Annotated in this window: 15 protein-coding genes and 1 pseudogene; 8 read left to right on the plus strand and 8 right to left on the minus strand. The window is 68.9% G+C overall.

Translation table 11 applies throughout. The features are described from left to right. Entirely contained in the window at nt 1-705 is a 705-nt protein-coding gene (locus tag G6N54_RS06160) for an LppX_LprAFG lipoprotein (RefSeq protein ID WP_163789011.1), read from the plus strand. 5 nt (nt 706-710) lie between these two features. Then, on the plus strand, nt 711-2,258 hold the full coding sequence (locus G6N54_RS06165) for an MFS transporter (RefSeq protein ID WP_163789012.1): 1,548 nt from the start codon (nt 711-713) through the stop codon (nt 2,256-2,258). Here G6N54_RS06165 and ribD read toward each other — a convergent pair. From ribD to fmt, 4 genes are read right to left on the minus strand one after another with little or no spacing between them, the layout of a single operon-like run. Beyond that, nucleotides 2,255-3,280 (minus strand): bifunctional diaminohydroxyphosphoribosylaminopyrimidine deaminase/5-amino-6-(5-phosphoribosylamino)uracil reductase RibD, encoded by a 1,026-nt coding sequence (gene ribD / locus G6N54_RS06170; protein ID WP_163789014.1) that lies wholly within the window; start codon nt 3,278-3,280, stop codon nt 2,255-2,257. The genes G6N54_RS06165 and ribD overlap by 4 nt on opposite strands. Next, nucleotides 3,277-3,975, minus strand: coding sequence for a ribulose-phosphate 3-epimerase (gene rpe / locus G6N54_RS06175; RefSeq protein WP_163794547.1), 699 nt, complete (start codon nt 3,973-3,975; stop codon nt 3,277-3,279). Before rpe ends, ribD begins: the two co-directional genes overlap by 4 nt. 17 nt (nt 3,976-3,992) lie before the next feature. Beyond that, nucleotides 3,993-5,378 (minus strand): RsmB/NOP family class I SAM-dependent RNA methyltransferase, encoded by a 1,386-nt coding sequence (locus G6N54_RS06180; RefSeq protein ID WP_163789016.1) that lies wholly within the window; start codon nt 5,376-5,378, stop codon nt 3,993-3,995. After that, complete coding sequence (gene fmt / locus G6N54_RS06185) at nt 5,375-6,307, minus strand: methionyl-tRNA formyltransferase (protein ID WP_163789018.1); 933 nt, start codon at nt 6,305-6,307, stop codon at nt 5,375-5,377. Before fmt ends, G6N54_RS06180 begins: the two co-directional genes overlap by 4 nt. A 169-nt stretch (nt 6,308-6,476) precedes the next feature. Here fmt and G6N54_RS06190 point away from each other — a divergent pair, with 169 nt between their 5' ends. Then, nucleotides 6,477-7,295 (plus strand): class I SAM-dependent methyltransferase, encoded by an 819-nt coding sequence (locus G6N54_RS06190; RefSeq protein WP_163789020.1) that lies wholly within the window; start codon nt 6,477-6,479, stop codon nt 7,293-7,295. A 7-nt stretch (nt 7,296-7,302) separates the two neighbouring features. Here G6N54_RS06190 and G6N54_RS06195 read toward each other — a convergent pair whose 3' ends face one another. The 3 genes from G6N54_RS06195 to G6N54_RS06205 all read right to left on the minus strand — a co-directional run bounded on the left by G6N54_RS06195 (nt 7,303) and on the right by G6N54_RS06205 (nt 10,725). Continuing rightward, nucleotides 7,303-7,785 (minus strand): MarR family transcriptional regulator, encoded by a 483-nt coding sequence (locus tag G6N54_RS06195; protein ID WP_232073420.1) that lies wholly within the window; start codon nt 7,783-7,785, stop codon nt 7,303-7,305. 182 nt (nt 7,786-7,967) lie between these two features. Next, nucleotides 7,968-10,004 carry a primosomal protein N' gene (locus tag G6N54_RS06200; RefSeq protein WP_179969222.1) on the minus strand — a complete coding sequence of 679 codons (2,037 nt, stop codon included), beginning with the start codon at nt 10,002-10,004 and terminating at the stop codon, nt 7,968-7,970. Next, nucleotides 9,979-10,725 carry a lysoplasmalogenase gene (locus G6N54_RS06205; protein WP_163789024.1) on the minus strand — a complete coding sequence of 249 codons (747 nt, stop codon included), beginning with the start codon at nt 10,723-10,725 and terminating at the stop codon, nt 9,979-9,981. The genes G6N54_RS06200 and G6N54_RS06205 overlap by 26 nt, the downstream gene beginning before the upstream one ends. Between G6N54_RS06205 and G6N54_RS06210 the strand changes: the two genes are divergently transcribed. The 5 genes and pseudogenes from G6N54_RS06210 to G6N54_RS06230 all read left to right on the plus strand — a co-directional run bounded on the left by G6N54_RS06210 (nt 10,724) and on the right by G6N54_RS06230 (nt 15,108). Continuing rightward, on the plus strand, nt 10,724-11,683 hold the full coding sequence (locus G6N54_RS06210; protein WP_163789026.1) for an alpha/beta hydrolase: 960 nt from the start codon (nt 10,724-10,726) through the stop codon (nt 11,681-11,683). The two genes, G6N54_RS06205 and G6N54_RS06210, sit on opposite strands and share 2 nt — an antisense overlap. Nucleotides 11,684-11,705: 22 nt before the next feature. Next, nucleotides 11,706-12,668, plus strand: coding sequence for an alpha/beta hydrolase (locus G6N54_RS06215; protein WP_163789028.1), 963 nt, complete (start codon nt 11,706-11,708; stop codon nt 12,666-12,668). 3 nt (nt 12,669-12,671) lie between these two features. Then, nucleotides 12,672-12,932 (plus strand): annotated as a pseudogene (locus tag G6N54_RS06220) (NAD(P)-binding protein); the annotation flags it as partial. Nucleotides 12,933-12,976: 44 nt separating this feature from the next. Beyond that, nucleotides 12,977-14,347, plus strand: a complete 1,371-nt coding sequence (locus G6N54_RS06225; protein WP_163789029.1) for an amidase — start codon at nt 12,977-12,979, stop codon at nt 14,345-14,347. Nucleotides 14,348-14,544: 197 nt separating this feature from the next. Next, on the plus strand, nt 14,545-15,108 hold the full coding sequence (locus tag G6N54_RS06230; RefSeq protein ID WP_163789030.1) for a pyridoxamine 5'-phosphate oxidase family protein: 564 nt from the start codon (nt 14,545-14,547) through the stop codon (nt 15,106-15,108). Here G6N54_RS06230 and metK read toward each other — a convergent pair. Further along, the gene (gene metK, locus G6N54_RS06235) at nt 15,105-16,316 is read right to left on the minus strand and encodes a methionine adenosyltransferase (RefSeq protein WP_163789031.1); all 1,212 of its coding nucleotides are present in this window, start codon (nt 16,314-16,316) and stop codon (nt 15,105-15,107) included. The genes G6N54_RS06230 and metK overlap by 4 nt on opposite strands. Between the last annotated feature and the right edge of the window lie 53 nt (nt 16,317-16,369).

Raw genomic sequence — 16,369 nt, forward strand, 5'->3', positions numbered from 1 at the left:
ATGCAGACACGCCGCCGACTCACGGCCGTCCTCGCTTCCCTGACTGTCGCCACCGCCCTGATCGCGGGCTGCTCGTCGGGTTCGAAGCCGAGCGGCGGCCCGTTGCCCGACGCCACAAACTTGGTCAAGCAGTCCGCCGACGTCACCAAAACCGTCAAGAGCGTTCACCTGGTGCTGTCGACGCAGGGCAAGATTCCCGGACTGCCGATCAAGCAGCTGACCGGCGACCTGACCACCGTCCCGAGCACCGCCGCGTCGGGCAATGCGCAGCTGTCGATGGCGGGCTCCGACATCGACGCCAACTTCGTCGTCTACGACTCGGTGCTGTACGCCACGCTGACCCCGAACAAGTGGAGCGACTTCGGTAAGGCCTCCGACGTCTACGACGTCTCGGTGCTGCTCAGCCAGGACGCCGGACTGGCCAACGTGCTGACGAACTTCACCAACGCCAAGGCCGAGGACCGCGAAACGATCAACGGCCAGACCACGATCAAGATCAGCGGAAACGTCGCCGCCGATGCGGTCAACAAGATCATCCCGAGCATGAGCGCGAGCCAGCCGTTGCCGGCCACCGTCTGGATTCAGGAGAGCGGCGACCACCAGCTGGTCCAGGCCAACCTGCAGAAGAGCGAAGGCAATTCCGTCCAGATCACGCTGTCGGACTGGGGCAAGCCGGTCACCGTCACCAAGCCCCCGGTGAGCTGATCAGCATGCGAGCAGGACGCGGAATAGCGATCAGCGCGGGCAGCCTCGCCGTACTGCTGGGCGCCCTGGACGCCTACGTCGTCGTCACGATCATGCGCGACATCATGAGCGACGTTCACATCCCGATCAACCAACTGCAGCGCATCACCTGGATCATCACGATGTACCTGCTGGGCTACATCGCCGCGATGCCGCTGCTGGGCCGGGCGTCGGACCGCTTCGGCCGCAAGCTGGTGCTGCAGATCAGCCTGGCCCTGTTCATCGTCGGCTCGGTGGTCACCGCGCTGGCCGGGCATTGGGGCGATTTCCATCTGCTGATCGCCGGCCGCACCGTCCAGGGCATCGCCAGCGGCGCGTTGTTGCCGGTCACGCTGGCGCTGGGCGCCGACCTGTGGGCGCAACGCAACCGCGCCAGCGTGCTCGGCGGCATCGGTGCCGCGCAGGAGCTCGGCAGCGTGCTCGGTCCGCTGTACGGGATCTTCATCGTCTGGTTGTTCCACGACTGGCGCTACGTGTTCTGGATCAACGTGCCGCTGACCCTGATCGCCATGGTGATGATCCAGTTCAGCCTGCCGTCGCACCAGCACGCGGACCAGCCCGAGAAGGTCGACGTCGTCGGGGGCGTGCTGCTGGCCGTCGCGCTGGGACTGGCGGTCATCGGCCTGTACAACCCGGCGCCCGACGGCAAGACGATCCTGCCCAGCTACGGATTGCCGCTGGTGATCGGCGCCGTCGTGGTCGCGGTGCTGTTCATCCTCTGGGAGCGTTTCTCCCGCACCCGCCTCATCGAACCCACCGGGGTGCACTTCCGGCCGTTCCTGGCCGCGCTGGGTGCATCGGTGGCCGCGGGCGCGGCGCTAATGGTGACCCTGGTCAACGTCGAGCTGTTCGGCCAGGGCGTGCTGCAGATGTCCCAGACGCAGGCCGCCGGCTTGCTGCTGTGGTTCCTGATCGCGCTGCCGATCGGCGCGGTGCTGGGCGGTTTCATCGCGACCCGGATCGGCGACCGCGCGATGACGTTCCTCGGGCTGCTGATCGCGGCGTATGGGTACTGGCTGATCCACTACTGGCGGATGGACGTGATGACCCAGCATCACGACGTGTTCGGGGTGAACCTGCCGCTGGTCCACACCGACCTGCTGGTGGCCGGCCTGGGACTCGGCCTGGTGATCGGACCGCTGACCTCGGCCGCCCTGCGGGTGGTACCGTCGGCCCAGCACGGCATCGCCTCCGCGGCGGTGGTGGTGGCCCGGATGACGGGCATGCTGATCGGCGTCGCGGCGCTGAGCGCCTGGGGGTTGTACCGGTTCAACCAGATCATCGCGGGGCTGTCGGCGAAGATCCCCGCCGACGCGACGCTGCTGGAACGCATCGCCGCCCAGGCCACCCTGTACCTGAAGGCTTTCGCCCTGATGTACGGCGACATCTTCGCGGCCACCGTCGTCATCTGCGTGGTGGGCGCACTGCTGGGTCTGCTGCTCGGCGGCCGCAAGGAGCATGCCGAGGAGCCGGAACTCGCCGAGCAGGAAGCGGTCTCCCTGGGTGAGCGCTAGCCGCGCTGCGGCACCAGGCTGAGCAACAGGTCCGGGCCGACCCGGTCGGAGCCGTCGAAGCGCCACCGCAGGGCCCGCGTGATCGTGGGCACGCCGACGTCGCCGACCGCGGTGACGGGTCCACCCAACAGGATCGGCGCGACGTAGGTCAGGATCCGGTCGATCGCGTCCTCGCGCAGGAAGGCGCTCGCCAGGGTCGGCCCGCCCTCCAGCAGGACGTCGGTGCGGTCGGCTAGCGCCTTGAGCACCTCCAGGGGATCGCGGGTGCGAATCACCATGGTGCGCGAATCGTCGTTGAGAACCTTTGCCTCGGAATGTATTTCGCGCATGCCGACCACGACGCGCAGCGGTTGCCGGTCCGCCAGCGAGCCGTCGGGCAACCGGGCGGTCAGCGCCGGATCGTCGGCCAGGACGGTGCCGGTCCCGACGATGATCGCGTCGGCGGCGGTGCGGCGCCCGTGCAGGTCCAACCGCGCCGCTTCGCTGGAGATCCACCGGCTGGTGCCGTCGGCGGCCGCGCTGCGACCGTCCAGGCTGCTGGCGTATTTCCATGTCACGTGCGGCAATCCGGTGCGCTGCTTGTGCAGCCACTCTCGCAGCGGGCCGCCGGCGACCTCGTCGGCCAGCACACCGGACTGCACCTGGACACCCGCTTCCGCCAACCGGTCCGCGCCGCCCGCCGCGACCTCGTTGGGATCGGTGACGGCGTAGACGACCGTCCGCACCCCGGCGTCGATCAGCGCATTCACGCACGGCGGAGTCTTGCCGTAGTGGTTGCACGGCTCCAGCGTGACCACCGCGGTGCCTCCGGCCGCCAGGCCGCCGGCCCGGCGCAGCGCCAGCACCTCGGCGTGGTCGCCGCCGGTCGGTTCGGTGCCGCCGACGCCGGCGACTCGACCGTCGGCGTCCAGGATCACCGCGCCCACCGGCGGGTTCGGATAGGTGCCGCCCTTGACCAGATTGGACTGCTCGATGGCCAAACGCATTGCGGCGTCGAGGTTCTCGACGGGCCGGACGCTCACAGCCGTAGATGCGGCGACGCGGCGGCGGCCTGGCGACGCAGCGCCTCGATCGCGGCTTCGGGGTCTTGCGCGCCGTAGACCGCGGAGCCGGCGACGAAGCAATCGACCCCCGCCTCGGCTGCCTCCTCGATGGTGTCCGCGTTGATACCGCCGTCGATCTCGACCAAGATCGTCAACTCCCCCGCGTCGACCATCTTGCGCACGATGCGGACCTTGCTCAGCACCTCGGGGATGAAGCTCTGGCCGCCGAAGCCCGGCTCGACCGACATGATCAGCAGGGTGTCGAACTGCGGCAGGATCTCCAGATACGGCTCCAGTGGGGTGCCCGGCTTGACGCTGATCCCGGCCTTGGCGCCGGCGGCCCGGATGTCGCGGGCCACCCCGATCGGGTTCTCGGTGGCCTCGGCGTGAAAGGTGACGTTGTAGGCGCCCGCCTCGGCATACGGGGGCGCCCACCGGTCGGGATTGTCGATCATCAAATGGCAATCCATCGGAATGCGCGTGGCGGCCAGCAGGCTCTCCACCACCGGCAGGCCGATCGTCAGGTTGGGCACGAAGTGGCCGTCCATCACGTCGACGTGTAGCCAGTCGGCGCCGTCCACCGCCGCCGCCTCGTCGGCGAGCCGGGCGAAATCCGCGGCCAGGATCGACGGAGCTATCAGGGGTCCACCGCTGCTGCCAGCCATGTGCGACAGCGTACTGAGCCCGGCAGTCACTCGCTCACGCGCAGCGCGGCGGCGAACATCGCGTCGGTGCCGTGCCGGTGCGGCCACAGCTGCACATAGTTCCCCTCGCCCAGCTCCGCTGGCTCGAACAGCGGCCGAGTGTCCAAGGCCTGCACGGGATGGCGGCGCACGGCGTCGGCCACCACCCCCACCGTTTCGGCGAGGTGCGGCGAACAGGTCGAGTAGAGCACCACGCCGCCGGGGCGGGTCAGCGCGATCGCGGCGGCGAGCAGCTCGCGCTGCAGCTTGGCCAGTGCCGGGACGTCGGACGGCTGACGACGCCACCGCGCCTCCGGCCGGCGGCGCAGGGCGCCCAGCCCGGTGCAGGGCACGTCGACGAGCACCCGGTCGAAACCCGGCTCGAGGCCGGTCTCGCGCCCGTCGACTCGCCGCACGTCGACGTCGAGCCCGCGGGTGTTCTCGACGACCAGGTCCGCGCGGCCCGACGACGGCTCGACCGCGGTGCCCCGGGCGCCGTGCTCGACGGCCAGGGCGGCCAGCAACGCGGTCTTGCCGCCCGGGCCGGCGCACAGGTCCAGCCAGCGTCCGGCGTCGCCGTCGACCGGCGCCAGCGTCAGCGCGCGGGCCACCAGCTGGCTGCCCTCGTCCTGAACCAGCGCCCGGGCATCGCGCACCGGTGCCAGCGCTCCGGGGTCACCCCCCGGCAGATACACCGCGTACGGCGAGTAGCGCCCGACGGTGCCGCCGACCGCCTCCGCGAGCTCCGCCGCGCTCAGTACGCCCGGGCGCGCGGCCAGGTGCACCTGGGGCCGTTCGTCGTCGCTGGCCAGCACCGCGTCGAGTTCGCCGGCGTCCGCGCCCAGCGCATCGGCGAAGGCCTGGGCGATCCAGCGCGGATGGGCGTGCACGAACGCGGCGTGCCCGATCGGATCGCGCGCCGGGTCCGGGGCCAGTTCGTCCACCCAGGACTTCTCGTCGCGCCCGGAGATGGTCCGCAGTACGCCGTTGACGAAACCGGCTCGCGCCGAATCGAATTCGATCCCGGCCTGTTCGACGGTGGTCGACACAGCGGCGTGCGCGTCGACTCGGGTGCGCAGCAGTTGATAGGTGCCCATCCGCAGCAGATCAAGCAGCACCGGGTTGATCGCCTCGGGCGGACGTTGGGCGACCGCGCCGATGATCGCGTCGAGCAGACCACGGGTGCGGCAGGTGCCGTAGGTCAGTTCGGTGGCGAACGCGGCGTCGCGCCCGGTGATGCCTCGCTCGCGCAGCAGAGCGGGCAGGGCCAGGTTCGCGTACGCGTCGCGCTCGCTGACGGCGCGCAGCACCGCAAAGGTGGCGGCCCGGGCCGGATCCAGCGGCTTGCGCCGTTTGGGCGGTGCCGGCCGGCGCTGTTTCGGGGCCGGGCTCATGACGCCCGCGCGGTGGCGTCGAGCCGGGCGCCGCGCGCCCAGTCGATGGCGTTCATGAGCTTCTTGCCGGGCGGCTGAATCTGGTCCAGCCGCACCGGTTCCGAGCCGGTGCCGATCCGCACGTTCTTGCGATCTACCTGAATTACGCCGGGCGGCAACGACTCTGGAGCGTCGGCGTCGATCCGCACCGGTCCCAGTTTGATCCGCAGGTCGTCGATCATCGTCCAGGCCCCCGGGTTGGGTGTGACGGCGCGGATCCGCCGCGCTACCACCGCCGCCGGCAGATCCCAGCGCACCCGGGCCTCCTCGACGGTGATCTTCGGCGCGAAGCTGACGCCGTCGGACGGTTGGGGTCGCGGCGTCAGGGTTCCGTCGGCGATGCCGTCCAGCGTGGCCGACAGCAGCGCCGCACCCGAAATAGCCAGTCGTCCAAGGAGGTCACCCGAGGTATCGGTCGGCTGGATCGTCTCGGTCACGACGCCGTAGACCGGTCCGGAGTCCAGGCTGGGCTCGATCTGAAACGTCGTCGCTCCGGTGATCGTGTCTCCGGACGCGATGGCGGCCTGCACGGGCGCCGCCCCCCGCCAGGCCGGCAGCAGCGAGAAATGCAGGTTGACCCAGCCGCGCGGGGGCACCGCGAGCAGGCCGTCGCGCAGCAACGCGCCGTAGGCCACCACCGGGCAGCAGTCCGGCGCCAACTCCGCCAGTTCGGCGACGAACTCCGCCGAGTTCGGGCGGGTGGGCCGCAACACCGGAAGGCCGCGGTCGAGCGCCTCGCGGGCCACCGGCGACGGCTCGGGTTTGCCGCGGCGCCCGGACGCGGCATCGGGCCGGGTCAACACGGCGACAACCTCGTGACCAGGTGAGTCGATAAGGCGGCGCAGCGCGGGCAGCGCGGGTTCAGGGGTTCCGGCGAAGACGAGACGCACCGGGACAGTGTAGGAAGCGCCGGATCCGGCTCGACCGCGCGAGTGGCTTCACAGCAGACATTCAGTTGCGTATGCATATTATTTTTAGTGGACACATTATTGTGGCCGCTAAGCCGCTGACGACAACGACGTCGAGTACGCAGCTCTTTCCCACCGCCCAGGAGGACTGATGACTCTCGACGTGACGATTCCCGAAGACCTTGCGGCCACCCATCGCGCCATGTGGGCGCTGGGCGACTACGCGCTGATGGCCGAGGAGGTGATGGCCCCGCTGGGCCCGGTCCTGGTCGCTGCCACCGGCATCGGCCCCGGTGTCCGGGTACTCGACGTGGCCGCCGGCTCGGGCAATATCTCGCTGCCCGCCGCCGAAACGGGCGCCACGGTCGTTTCGACCGACCTCACCCCGGAGCTGCTGCAGCGATCGCAGGCGCGGGCCGCCGCGCAAGGATTGACGCTGGACTACCAGGAAGCCAACGCGCATGCGCTGCCGTTCGACGACGGCGAATTCGACGTCGTGATGTCGGCGATCGGCGTGCAGTTCGCGCCCGACCATCGGCGCGCGGCCGGCGAACTGGCCCGGGTCTGCCGGCCCGGCGGGACGATCGGCGTGATCAGCTGGACCCCGGAAGGATTCTTCGGCCGGATGCTGGCGACGATCAGGCCCTACCGGCCCAGCCTGTCGCCGGCGGCGCCACCCGCGGCGCTCTGGGGACGCAAGGGCTATGTCACGGGGCTGCTCGGCGACCGCGTCGGACGCGTCACAGCGCTGCGGAGCATGTTGGAGGTCAACCGATTCGACTGTGCCACAGCGGTTCACGAGTACTTCAAGAATCACTACGGTCCGACGATCGAGGCCTACGCGAACATCGGCGACAATCGGGTGCTGGCCGCCGAGCTCGACGCGCAACTCATCGAACTCGCCGAGGAGTATCTGACCGGCGCCACGATGCGATGGGAGTACCTGCTCTTCACCGCCGAAAAGCGCTGAGGCCCAACTACAGATCGATGTCCAGGTTGGCGTCGGGCTCGCCGCCGGCCGCGGCGAAGGCCGTCAGGGCGCGTACCAGCCCGTGACGTTCGGCCTCCGGCATCTTTTCTACGATGGCGGCGATCTCGGCGCGACGGTGGGCGGTGACCCGCCGCACCACCTCGCGCCCCCGCTTGGTCAGGGCGGCGATCAGCTCGCGCCGCGACGTCGGGTGCGGCAGGCGGTCGATTAGCCCTGCGGCGACCAGCCGGTCCACCATCCGTCCGGTGGCCGACGGTTGCACACCCAGCAGATTGGCCAGCGTGGCCAGGTTGACCGGCCCCCGGTTGGACAGGATCACCAGGGTGCGGAACTGCGCCATCGTGATGTTCTCGTCGACCTGCGCGATCGACCGGGCCGATATGCCGACCAGCAGACGCGAAGCGGTGAGCAACGCATCGGTGATGACATCCAGCGACTCGCCGGCTTCCGTCGTGTTTTCCGTCGTCACTCCTGGCCCCCGTTCCCGGGTCCCGCCTACGAATCCCGTAGGAAAGGACTGTTGCTTATGCATACTATCGCTGCGGGCGGGCATCCGTGCGGGCGCCCGCAAATTGCTGCCCGGCCGACGCATGTTTGCTGGGTAGCCGATGTGCGGCGCGGACAGTTTGCTGGGACGCGGATGTGCGCGGTCTAACCAATTTGCAGCGGGTCGATCTGCACCCGTGCGGGTTCGTGAGATTGCCGGGCGCTGAGCACGCCGACACCGCGGCGCAGGCTCGCCGCCAATTCCAGACCCTGCTCGCGGCGGACCCGCACCAGCATCCTGACCACCGGCACACCGGCCGGGGTGCCGGGCGGGCGGCGCACCCCCGGCGGCAGGTCAACCGGGCCCAACAACTCGGCGCCGTCGGGCAACTGAGCCTCGTCGAGCAATGCCGTCACCGCGTCGGTGCTGCCGTCGATGGCCGCCAGGTGCACACTGGGCGGCAGCCCCACTTCGGCGCGCGCCGTCAGGTCGGCCTCGGCGTGACCCACGGGATCCCATCGGATCAGCGATTGCACTGTGGGAATGGAGGATTCGGCGATCACCGTCACCACACCGCCGTCGCCGCGGGCCCGCACCAGCGCCCCGGCGCTCATCCAGCGCCACAACGCGTCCTCGGCGGCGCGCAGATCCTGGCGGCCCAGCAGTGCCCAGATATCCAGCAACAGCGCCGCGCCGTATCCGCCGTCCGCGCGGGGTTCGGCGCCCGGCGTGGCGACCACCAGGGCCGGGTGGGCGGCGACCTCGGCCACGATCGCATCGCCCGACGAGGTGATGACCTGCGTGCCGGCAAAGGCGCGGCCCAGCTCCTCCGCGGTGCGCCGGGCGCCGACGACCACCGCACGTACCGCATCCGACCCGCACCGCGTGCACCGCAGCGCCGGCTCGGCACGTCCGCACCACCGGCAAACCGCCCCGGGGCCGTGCTCCTGCAACGACTCGGCTAGCGAGAGGGGGCCGGTGCAATGCCGGCACCTGGCGATCGCGCGGCAGCGCCCGCAGGCCAGCGACGGCACGTAGCCACGCCGGGGCACCTGCACCAGCACCGGCGCCCCGGCCTCCAGCGACGAGCGGGCGGCGCGCAGCGCGATGGACGGGATCCGCGCGGAACGCGCCGCCGGGTCGCGTTCGTCGGCGTAGCCGGTGTCGTCCAGGGCGACCACCCGCGGCGTGCGGGCCCGCACCACCGGCCGGGTCGCGACGATGTCGTGCGCCCAGCCGCTGCGCACCAGGGCGTGGGCCTCGGCGGTGCGGGCGTAGCCACCGATCAACGCGGCGCAGCGCGCCTGATGCGCGCGCAGCATCGCCACCTCGCGGGCATGCGGGTAGGGCGCCCGCGGCTCGGCCAGGCTGTCGTCGGCATCCGACCAGACCATCACGAGCCCCAGATCGTTCAGCGGCGCGAAAACCGCGCTGCGCGTGCCGATCACCAGCCGTGCCGTGCCCCGCAGTGCCGCCAGCCAGCGCCGGTAGCGGGCGGCCGGCCCCAGGCCCGCCGACAGTGCGACCACACTGCCCTCGTCGATACGCGCGGTCGCGGCCAGCCACAGCGTGTCCAGGTCCCGCTGATCGGGCACGATCGCCAGCACCGCGCGCCCGGCGCGCACCGTTTGCGCGGCGGCCTCGGCGAACCGGTCCGCCCACTGCTCGCCCGGCAGCGCCTGCCACACGGCGCGCGCGGCCCGCGATTCGGCCAGCGCGGTCAGGAATTGCCCGCCACGGCCGTACACCTCCCAGCAGGACGGGTCGACGGGCGCGGGCGCCGGCGGCGCCGGGATCGCGACGGCTTCCCGTTCCACCCGGGCGTGCCGGGCCGGGATGGCCAGCCGCAACACGTCCGGGCGGGTCCCGGCGTAACGCGCCGCGACGGCGTCGACGAGACGGCGGATTTCGGGGGTGAGCACCGGTTCGGCGGAAACGACGCGATCGAGCCAGCCCAGCTTGCCGACGTGGTCAGTGTCGTTGCGGCGCTCCAGCACGAACCCGTCGACGAGCCGGCCGTGGAACCGGACCCGCACCCGAACCCCGGGCTGGGCGTCGTCGGATTGCTCGGCCGACACCAGATAATCGAACTCACGGTCCAGGTGCGGCACCGACAGCATCGGCAGCACGCGAGCGATCGGTTCCACTTCGACGGGGATGCGCGCGCCCGCACGGTCAGCCTTCGACGGGCTCGGGTTCATCGTCACCGGTGGCGGCGTCGTCTCGGCCGAAGAAGAATCCCGCCGTGATCAGGATCATCGCGGCCGCATACAGCCACCAGATCGGTACCGCCAGCGCCTCATTGCCCAGGATGAACCGGCTGATCGCGATCATCGCATCCGAGGTCATGAAGCACACCGCCCCGACCGGCACCCAGATCGTCGGCAACCGGGCCGCCAGCGCCGTGCACGCCATCGCGGTCAGCACGACGACGTATCCGGTTACCGGCAGCGTCAAGTTGTCCTGACCGAGGTGCGGCCAGAACCACACCAGCAACCCGACCGCGGCCACACAGAGCGCCGCCATCAGGGCGATCCGGACGGGCGAGAGTGCCTCCTTGACCACCAACGGCGCCAAGGCGCCCAGGAAGCACAGGTGGGCGCAGAGAAATGCCGCCAGCCCCAAGACAAATGACATGGTCCACCACGGGATCGCCAGCAGCCAGTCGCCGGTCGCCGACAGCAGCAGCGCGGGCATCAGCCAGCGCCGCTCGCTGACGATGGGATGCGCGAATGCGGCCACGGTCAGCAGCAACGCCATCAACGCCTTGAACGGCGGTTGCAGAATCCAATGCCCGGTGAGCTCGGTTCCCGGCGCGGATTGCACCGCGATCACGGTCAAGAAGAGGCCGTAGCCGATGCCCGCCCAGCAGGCCGCCACCCAGCCTAAGGCCATTACGCGGGGTGCGTACGGTACCTCCATGCCCAGCTTTGACAAAGCCGACGAGAAACCTCCTATCGACCCCATCTTGCTGAAGGTACTCGACGCGGTTCCGTTCCGGCTATCCACCGACGATGGCATCGACGCTGCGCGCCAGCAGTTCCGCGACCGGCCACGCCGAACGGTGCACCCCGAGCTGCGCGTCGAGAACCGCACCATCGACGGCCCGGGCGGCGCCATCCCGATCAGGATCTATTGGCCATCAACGAATTCCAGACATAGCGCGTTGCCTCTCGTTGTTTACTTCCACGGTGGCGCATTCGCTCTGGGCGATCTCGACACACACGACGGCATCGCCCGACAGCACGCGGTAGGGGCTGAGGCGATCGTGGTGTCGGTCGATTACCGGTTGGCGCCCGAGCATCCGTACCCCGCAGCGGCCGACGATGCTTGGGCCGCAACACTGTGGGTAGCCGCGCGCGGCGCCGAGCTGGGTGGCGACACAGCCCGGATGGCTGTCGCCGGGGATTCGGCGGGCGGCAATATCGCCGCGGCGGTCGCCCAGCAAGCTCGTGACGAGGACGGCCCGCCAATTGCCTTCCAGCTGTTGTGGTATCCCTCCACGCTGTGGGATCAGTCGCTGCCGTCCTTCGCCGAGAACGCGACCGCGCCGATTCTGGGCACCAGGGCGATCGCGCAGTTCTCTCGTTGGTACGCAGGCGATCTCGATTTGAGCAACCCGCCGGTGCGCATGGCGCCGGGGCGCGCGACGGACCTGACCGGCCTGCCGGCCGCCTACATCGGCGTCGCCGGCTACGATCCGCTGCGCGACGACGGCATCCGCTACGGCAAACTGCTGGCCGCCGCGGGCGTGCCCGCCGAGGTGCACAACGCCGAGACGATGGTGCACGGCTATCTCGGCTATGCGGGTGTGGTTCCCGCCGCCACGGAGGGGTTGGACCGAGGGCTCGCGGCGTTGAGGAATGCGCTGTATCGGTAAACACCAGGCGTACGGTGGACGAATGATCGAGCCCACCGCCCGACCCGAGATCGACCCGACGTTCAAAGCGTTACTCGATCTGTTCCCGACGACGTTCAACGCGGACGGCGGAGTCGAGCTTGTCCGCGAGCGGCTCAAGATGCTCAAGATGCCGCCGGACTTGTTGCCGGACCTGCGGATTGAAGACCGGACTATCGGTCATGGCGACCTCATCGACATTCCCGTTCGGATCTACTGGCCGCCCACCCCGGCCGAGATCTCACCCGTCGTCGTCTTCTTCCACGGCGGCGGCTTTTGTCTGGGCGATCTAGACACCCACGACCACGTCGCTCGCGCGCACGCGGTCGGCGCCGAAGCCATCGTGGTGTCGGTGGGCTACCGGCTGGCTCCGGAGCACCCGTATCCCGCCGGGGTCAACGATGCGTGGGCCGCGCTGCAGTGGGTCGGTGCGCACGCCGCCGGCCTCGGCGGTGACCCGAGCCGCATCGCGGTCGCCGGAGATTCGGCGGGCGGCAACCTGGCCGCGGTGACGGCGATGCTGGCCCGCGACAACGCCGGGCCCGAGTTGGTGTTCCAGCTGCTGTGGTACCCGGTGGTGACCGCCGATCTTTCTCTGCCGTCGCACATCGAGAACGCCTTCGCCCCGATCCTGGACCGCGAGGTGATCGCGGCCTTCCTGGCCTGGTACCTGCCGCCGGAGGTCGATATCACCGACCCCACGGTGCTGCCCGTCACGCTCGCCCCGGCCAACGCCGCGGATCTGTCGGGCTTGCCGCCGGCCTTCATCGGGACCGCGGAGCACGACCCGCTGCGCGACGACGGGGCGCGCTACGCCGAGATGCTCAAGGCCGCGGGCGTTGCCGCGGAGCTGAGCAATGAGCCGACCCTGGTCCACGGCTACGTCAACTTCGCCCCGGTGATACCCGCGGCCGCGGCGGCTGCCGACCGCGGCTTGACCGCACTGCGGAAGGCGTTGTACCCCTAGCAGATGCAGCCCAACTATCAGACCGTGATCGTCGGCGCCGGATTCTCCGGTATCGACGCCGCGATCAAGCTCGACAAGGCCGGGCTGTCCGACTACCGCGTGATCGAGCCTGGCGCCGGCGTGGGCGGCACCTGGCACTGGAACACCTATCCCGGTGTCGCCGTGGATATTCTGTGGTTCTCCTACCAGTTCTCCTTCGAGCAGAGCCGGCAATGGTCGCGCACCTACGCACCGGGCCGGGAGCTGAAGGCCCATGCCGAACACTTGCCGGGCGCTGGGGACACCCTGCAACAGGTTGGAGCTCAAGGTTGAACGAATTGCATTACCTCACCGCAACAGAGTTGGCGCATCTGCTTGCTACCCAGCAGGTAAGCGCCGTCGAGGTCATCCAAGCGCACCTAGATCGAATCGACGAGGTTAATCCGCGTGTCAATGCCATCGTTACCCTCGTTGCCGAACAGGCGCTCGCGGCGGCGGCGGCGGCTGATGCCAGAGAACCGACCGGACCACTTCACGGACTGCCAGTCGCGCACAAGGATCTTGTCGACACCGCCGGCATCCGCACAACCTACGGATCGCCGCTTTTCGCAAACAACGTCCCCAGACGGGACCACTTGATCGTCCAACGGCTACGCACTGCCGGAGCCATCACCATCGGTAAAACGAACACCCCAGAGTTTGGCACCGGCTCGCACACGGTCAATGACGTATTCGGAGCCACCAGAAACCCCTACGACCTGTCCAAGTCCGCAGGTGGAAGCAGCGGCGGCGCTGCTGCGGCCCTGGCCAGCGGTATGGTGCCGCTAGCCGACGGATCCGACATGGGCGGCTCGTTACGCAACCCCGCGTCATTTTGCAATGTGGTCGGCCTTCGCCCAACACCTGGCCGAGCCCCGAACCCGTCAGAGATCGCAGCCTGGTTCAGCCTGCCCGTGTCTGGTCCGATGGCGCGGACAGTCGAGGACCTGACGCTAATGCTCGGAACTATCGCCGGTTTCGACCGCCGCTGTCCGTACTCGATTAAGGAAGATTTGAAGCTGGATCCTGAGCAGAGCATAGCGGGGCTACACGTGGCCTGGAGCCCGGATTTGGGCAGCTTGCCGGTAGATCATCGGACGATGGAAGTCACCGCGAGAGCGCCGAAAGTGTTGGAGCAGCTTGGTGCTCATGTCGAGCAGGTCGATTTGGATCTGAGCGGGGCAGAGGAGGCATTCAGGACCTACCGAGCGTGGTACTACGCGCTGGCCTTTGGCGATTTGACGAATCTGGGCCCCAACACCGCCTGGAATGTCGAGCAGGGCCGTCGGGTCACTGGCACCGATCTGGCCAAAGCCGAGCTAGCGCGCAGCAGCCTCTATCAGCGTATGGCCACTTTCTTCGATACCTACGACATTCTGATCGCACCGGTCAGCCAGGTCCCCCCGTTCCCGATCGAGCGACCATACGTCGATGAGATCAACGGAGAAAAGATGCCTGATTACCTCGCTTGGATGCGCTCTGCCTACTGGATCAGCGTGCTGCATGCGCCAGCTGCTTCCGTACCTGCCGGGTTCACCGCTGACGGCCTGCCGATAGGACTGCACATCGTGGGCAGACCATTTGAAGACGCCGAGGTCCTGCGCGTGGCACGAGCATTCGAACAGGTCACTCTGCACGGCTTGAACCGCCCACCGCTCTAGCGCGACGCAGCGTTCAGCCCAAATCTATCTCGACGGGTGGTGTCTGAAGCGGGCTGCGGTGAGCAGCGTAGCGCGGCGACCGAGACGCGAGCAGCCGGTACGTGCCGTTACGCGCCACCACCACCCTGGAGGCGCAATGGCGCAGTCGTCGTTTCGACCTCGACGACTACCGATTCACCAACCGCTAAGCTCGAGGCATGGCCAAGGAGTTTTCGCGTCTGGACGAGTCACTCCGCGAATTCATGGACAGTCAGGCCATGTTCTTCGTCGCCACCGCCCCGACGGAAGGCGGGCGAATCAACCTCTCCCCCAAGGGATACCGCGACACCTTCGCGGTGCTCGACGATCACACCGTGGCATACCTCGACCTGTTCGGCAGCGGGGTGGAAACCATCGCCCACTTGCGCGACAACGGGCGGATCACGCTGATGTTCTGCTCATTCGCTCGCAACTCGCGCATCCTGCGGTTGTACGGCACCGGACGCGCGGTCCGGCCCGACGACGCCGAATTCCCCGCTCTGCTAGCCCATTTCGGCGATCAGCATGCCGACATCCGGGCCGCGATTGTGATCGGTGTCGAGCGGATCGCCGACGCCTGCGGATTCGCGGTGCCGTATTACGAGCTCATCGACGAGCGGCCCGTGCTCGACACGTATCACGCCAAAGCCACCGACGAGACGTATGTGCGTGCCGTCGGCCGCAATCTGCGCAGCATCGACGGGTTGCCCGGCTTAGAATCCGATCATCCCCTGCCGCGCTAGATCGCGCGCTTGAGTTCGTCGACCTTGTTGAGCTGTTCCCACGGCAGGTCGATGTCGGTGCGGCCGAAGTGGCCGTAGGCGGCGGTCGGCGCGTAGATCGGGCGCAGCAGGTCCAGGTCGCGGACGATCGCCCCGGGCCGCAGGTCGAAGACCTCGGGCACGATCTTCTCGATCTTGACCGGGTCGACCGTGGCGGTGCCGAACGTCTCGATGAACAGCCCCACCGGCGCGGCCTTGCCGATCGCGTAGGCCACCTGCACCTCGACCCGTTCGGCCAGCCCGGCCGCGACGATGTTCTTGGCCACCCAGCGCATCGCGTACGCCGCCGACCGGTCCACCTTCGACGGGTCCTTGCCCGAGAACGCGCCGCCGCCGTGGCGGGCCCAGCCACCGTAGGTGTCGACGATGATCTTGCGGCCGGTCAGGCCGGCGTCACCCATCGGGCCGCCGACGACGAACTTGCCGGTCGGATTGATCAGGACCCGCGTCGACGAGGAATCCAGCGTCTCGTGGGCCAGGTCGGCCAGCACGGTCTTGATCACGTGCTCGCGCAGGTCGGGGTCCAGCGTCTTCACCAGGTCGATGTCGGCCGAGTGCTGGGTGGAGATCACCACGGTGTCCAACCGCACCGGAACGTCGTCCTCGTAGGCGATCGTAACTTGGGTCTTGCCGTCCGGGCGCAGGTAGGGCAGGGTACCATTCTTGCGGACCTCGGTCAGCCGCCGCGACAGCCGGTGAGCCAGCGCGATGGGCAGCGGCATCAGCTCGGGGGTGTCGCTGATCGCATAGCCGAACATCAGGCCCTGGTCGCCGGCGCCCTGGGAGTCCAGCGGGTCCGCGGCGCCCTCGACGCGGGTCTCGTGGGCGGTGTCCACACCCTGGGCGATGTCGGGCGACTGCCGCCCGATGCCAATGTTGACACCGCAGGTTTCCCCGTCGAAGCCCTTGTCCGAGTGGTCGTAACCGATCTCGAGGATGCGCTCGCGCACCGTGTTGGCGATGTCGGCGAAGGCCTCCTTGGCCGTCGTCGTGACCTCGCCGATGACGTGCACCTGACCGGTGGTGACCGCCGTCTCGACGGCCACGCGCGAGCGCGGGTCCACGGCCAGCAGCGAGTCGAGCACCGAGTCACTGATCGCGTCACAGATCTTGTCCGGATGCCCCTCGGTCACCGACTCACTGGTAAACAGCCGACCCTTTTCGCTCACTGCGTCTTCCTTCCGTACTCACTAATGTTAGTTAGGCAAATTATCTTAGGTGC

It is taken from the genome of Mycobacterium stomatepiae, assembly GCF_010731715.1.
Classification (GTDB): Bacteria; Actinomycetota; Actinomycetes; order Mycobacteriales; family Mycobacteriaceae; genus Mycobacterium; species Mycobacterium stomatepiae.

Coding starts and splice junctions, on each gene's coding strand:
- G6N54_RS06160 (WP_163789011.1), top strand. CDS start 1: ATGCAGACACGCCGCCGACTCACGGCCGTCCTCGCTTCCCTGACTGTC.
- G6N54_RS06165 (WP_163789012.1), top strand. CDS start 711: ATGCGAGCAGGACGCGGAATAGCGATCAGCGCGGGCAGCCTCGCCGTA.
- G6N54_RS06180 (WP_163789016.1), bottom strand. CDS start 5,378: ATGAGCCCGGCCCCGAAACAGCGCCGGCCGGCACCGCCCAAACGGCGC.
- G6N54_RS06190 (WP_163789020.1), top strand. CDS start 6,477: ATGACTCTCGACGTGACGATTCCCGAAGACCTTGCGGCCACCCATCGC.
- G6N54_RS06200 (WP_179969222.1), bottom strand. CDS start 10,004: ATGAACCCGAGCCCGTCGAAGGCTGACCGTGCGGGCGCGCGCATCCCC.
- G6N54_RS06210 (WP_163789026.1), top strand. CDS start 10,724: ATGCCCAGCTTTGACAAAGCCGACGAGAAACCTCCTATCGACCCCATC.
- G6N54_RS06205 (WP_163789024.1), bottom strand. CDS start 10,725: ATGGAGGTACCGTACGCACCCCGCGTAATGGCCTTAGGCTGGGTGGCG.
- G6N54_RS06215 (WP_163789028.1), top strand. CDS start 11,706: ATGATCGAGCCCACCGCCCGACCCGAGATCGACCCGACGTTCAAAGCG.
- G6N54_RS06230 (WP_163789030.1), top strand. CDS start 14,545: ATGGCCAAGGAGTTTTCGCGTCTGGACGAGTCACTCCGCGAATTCATG.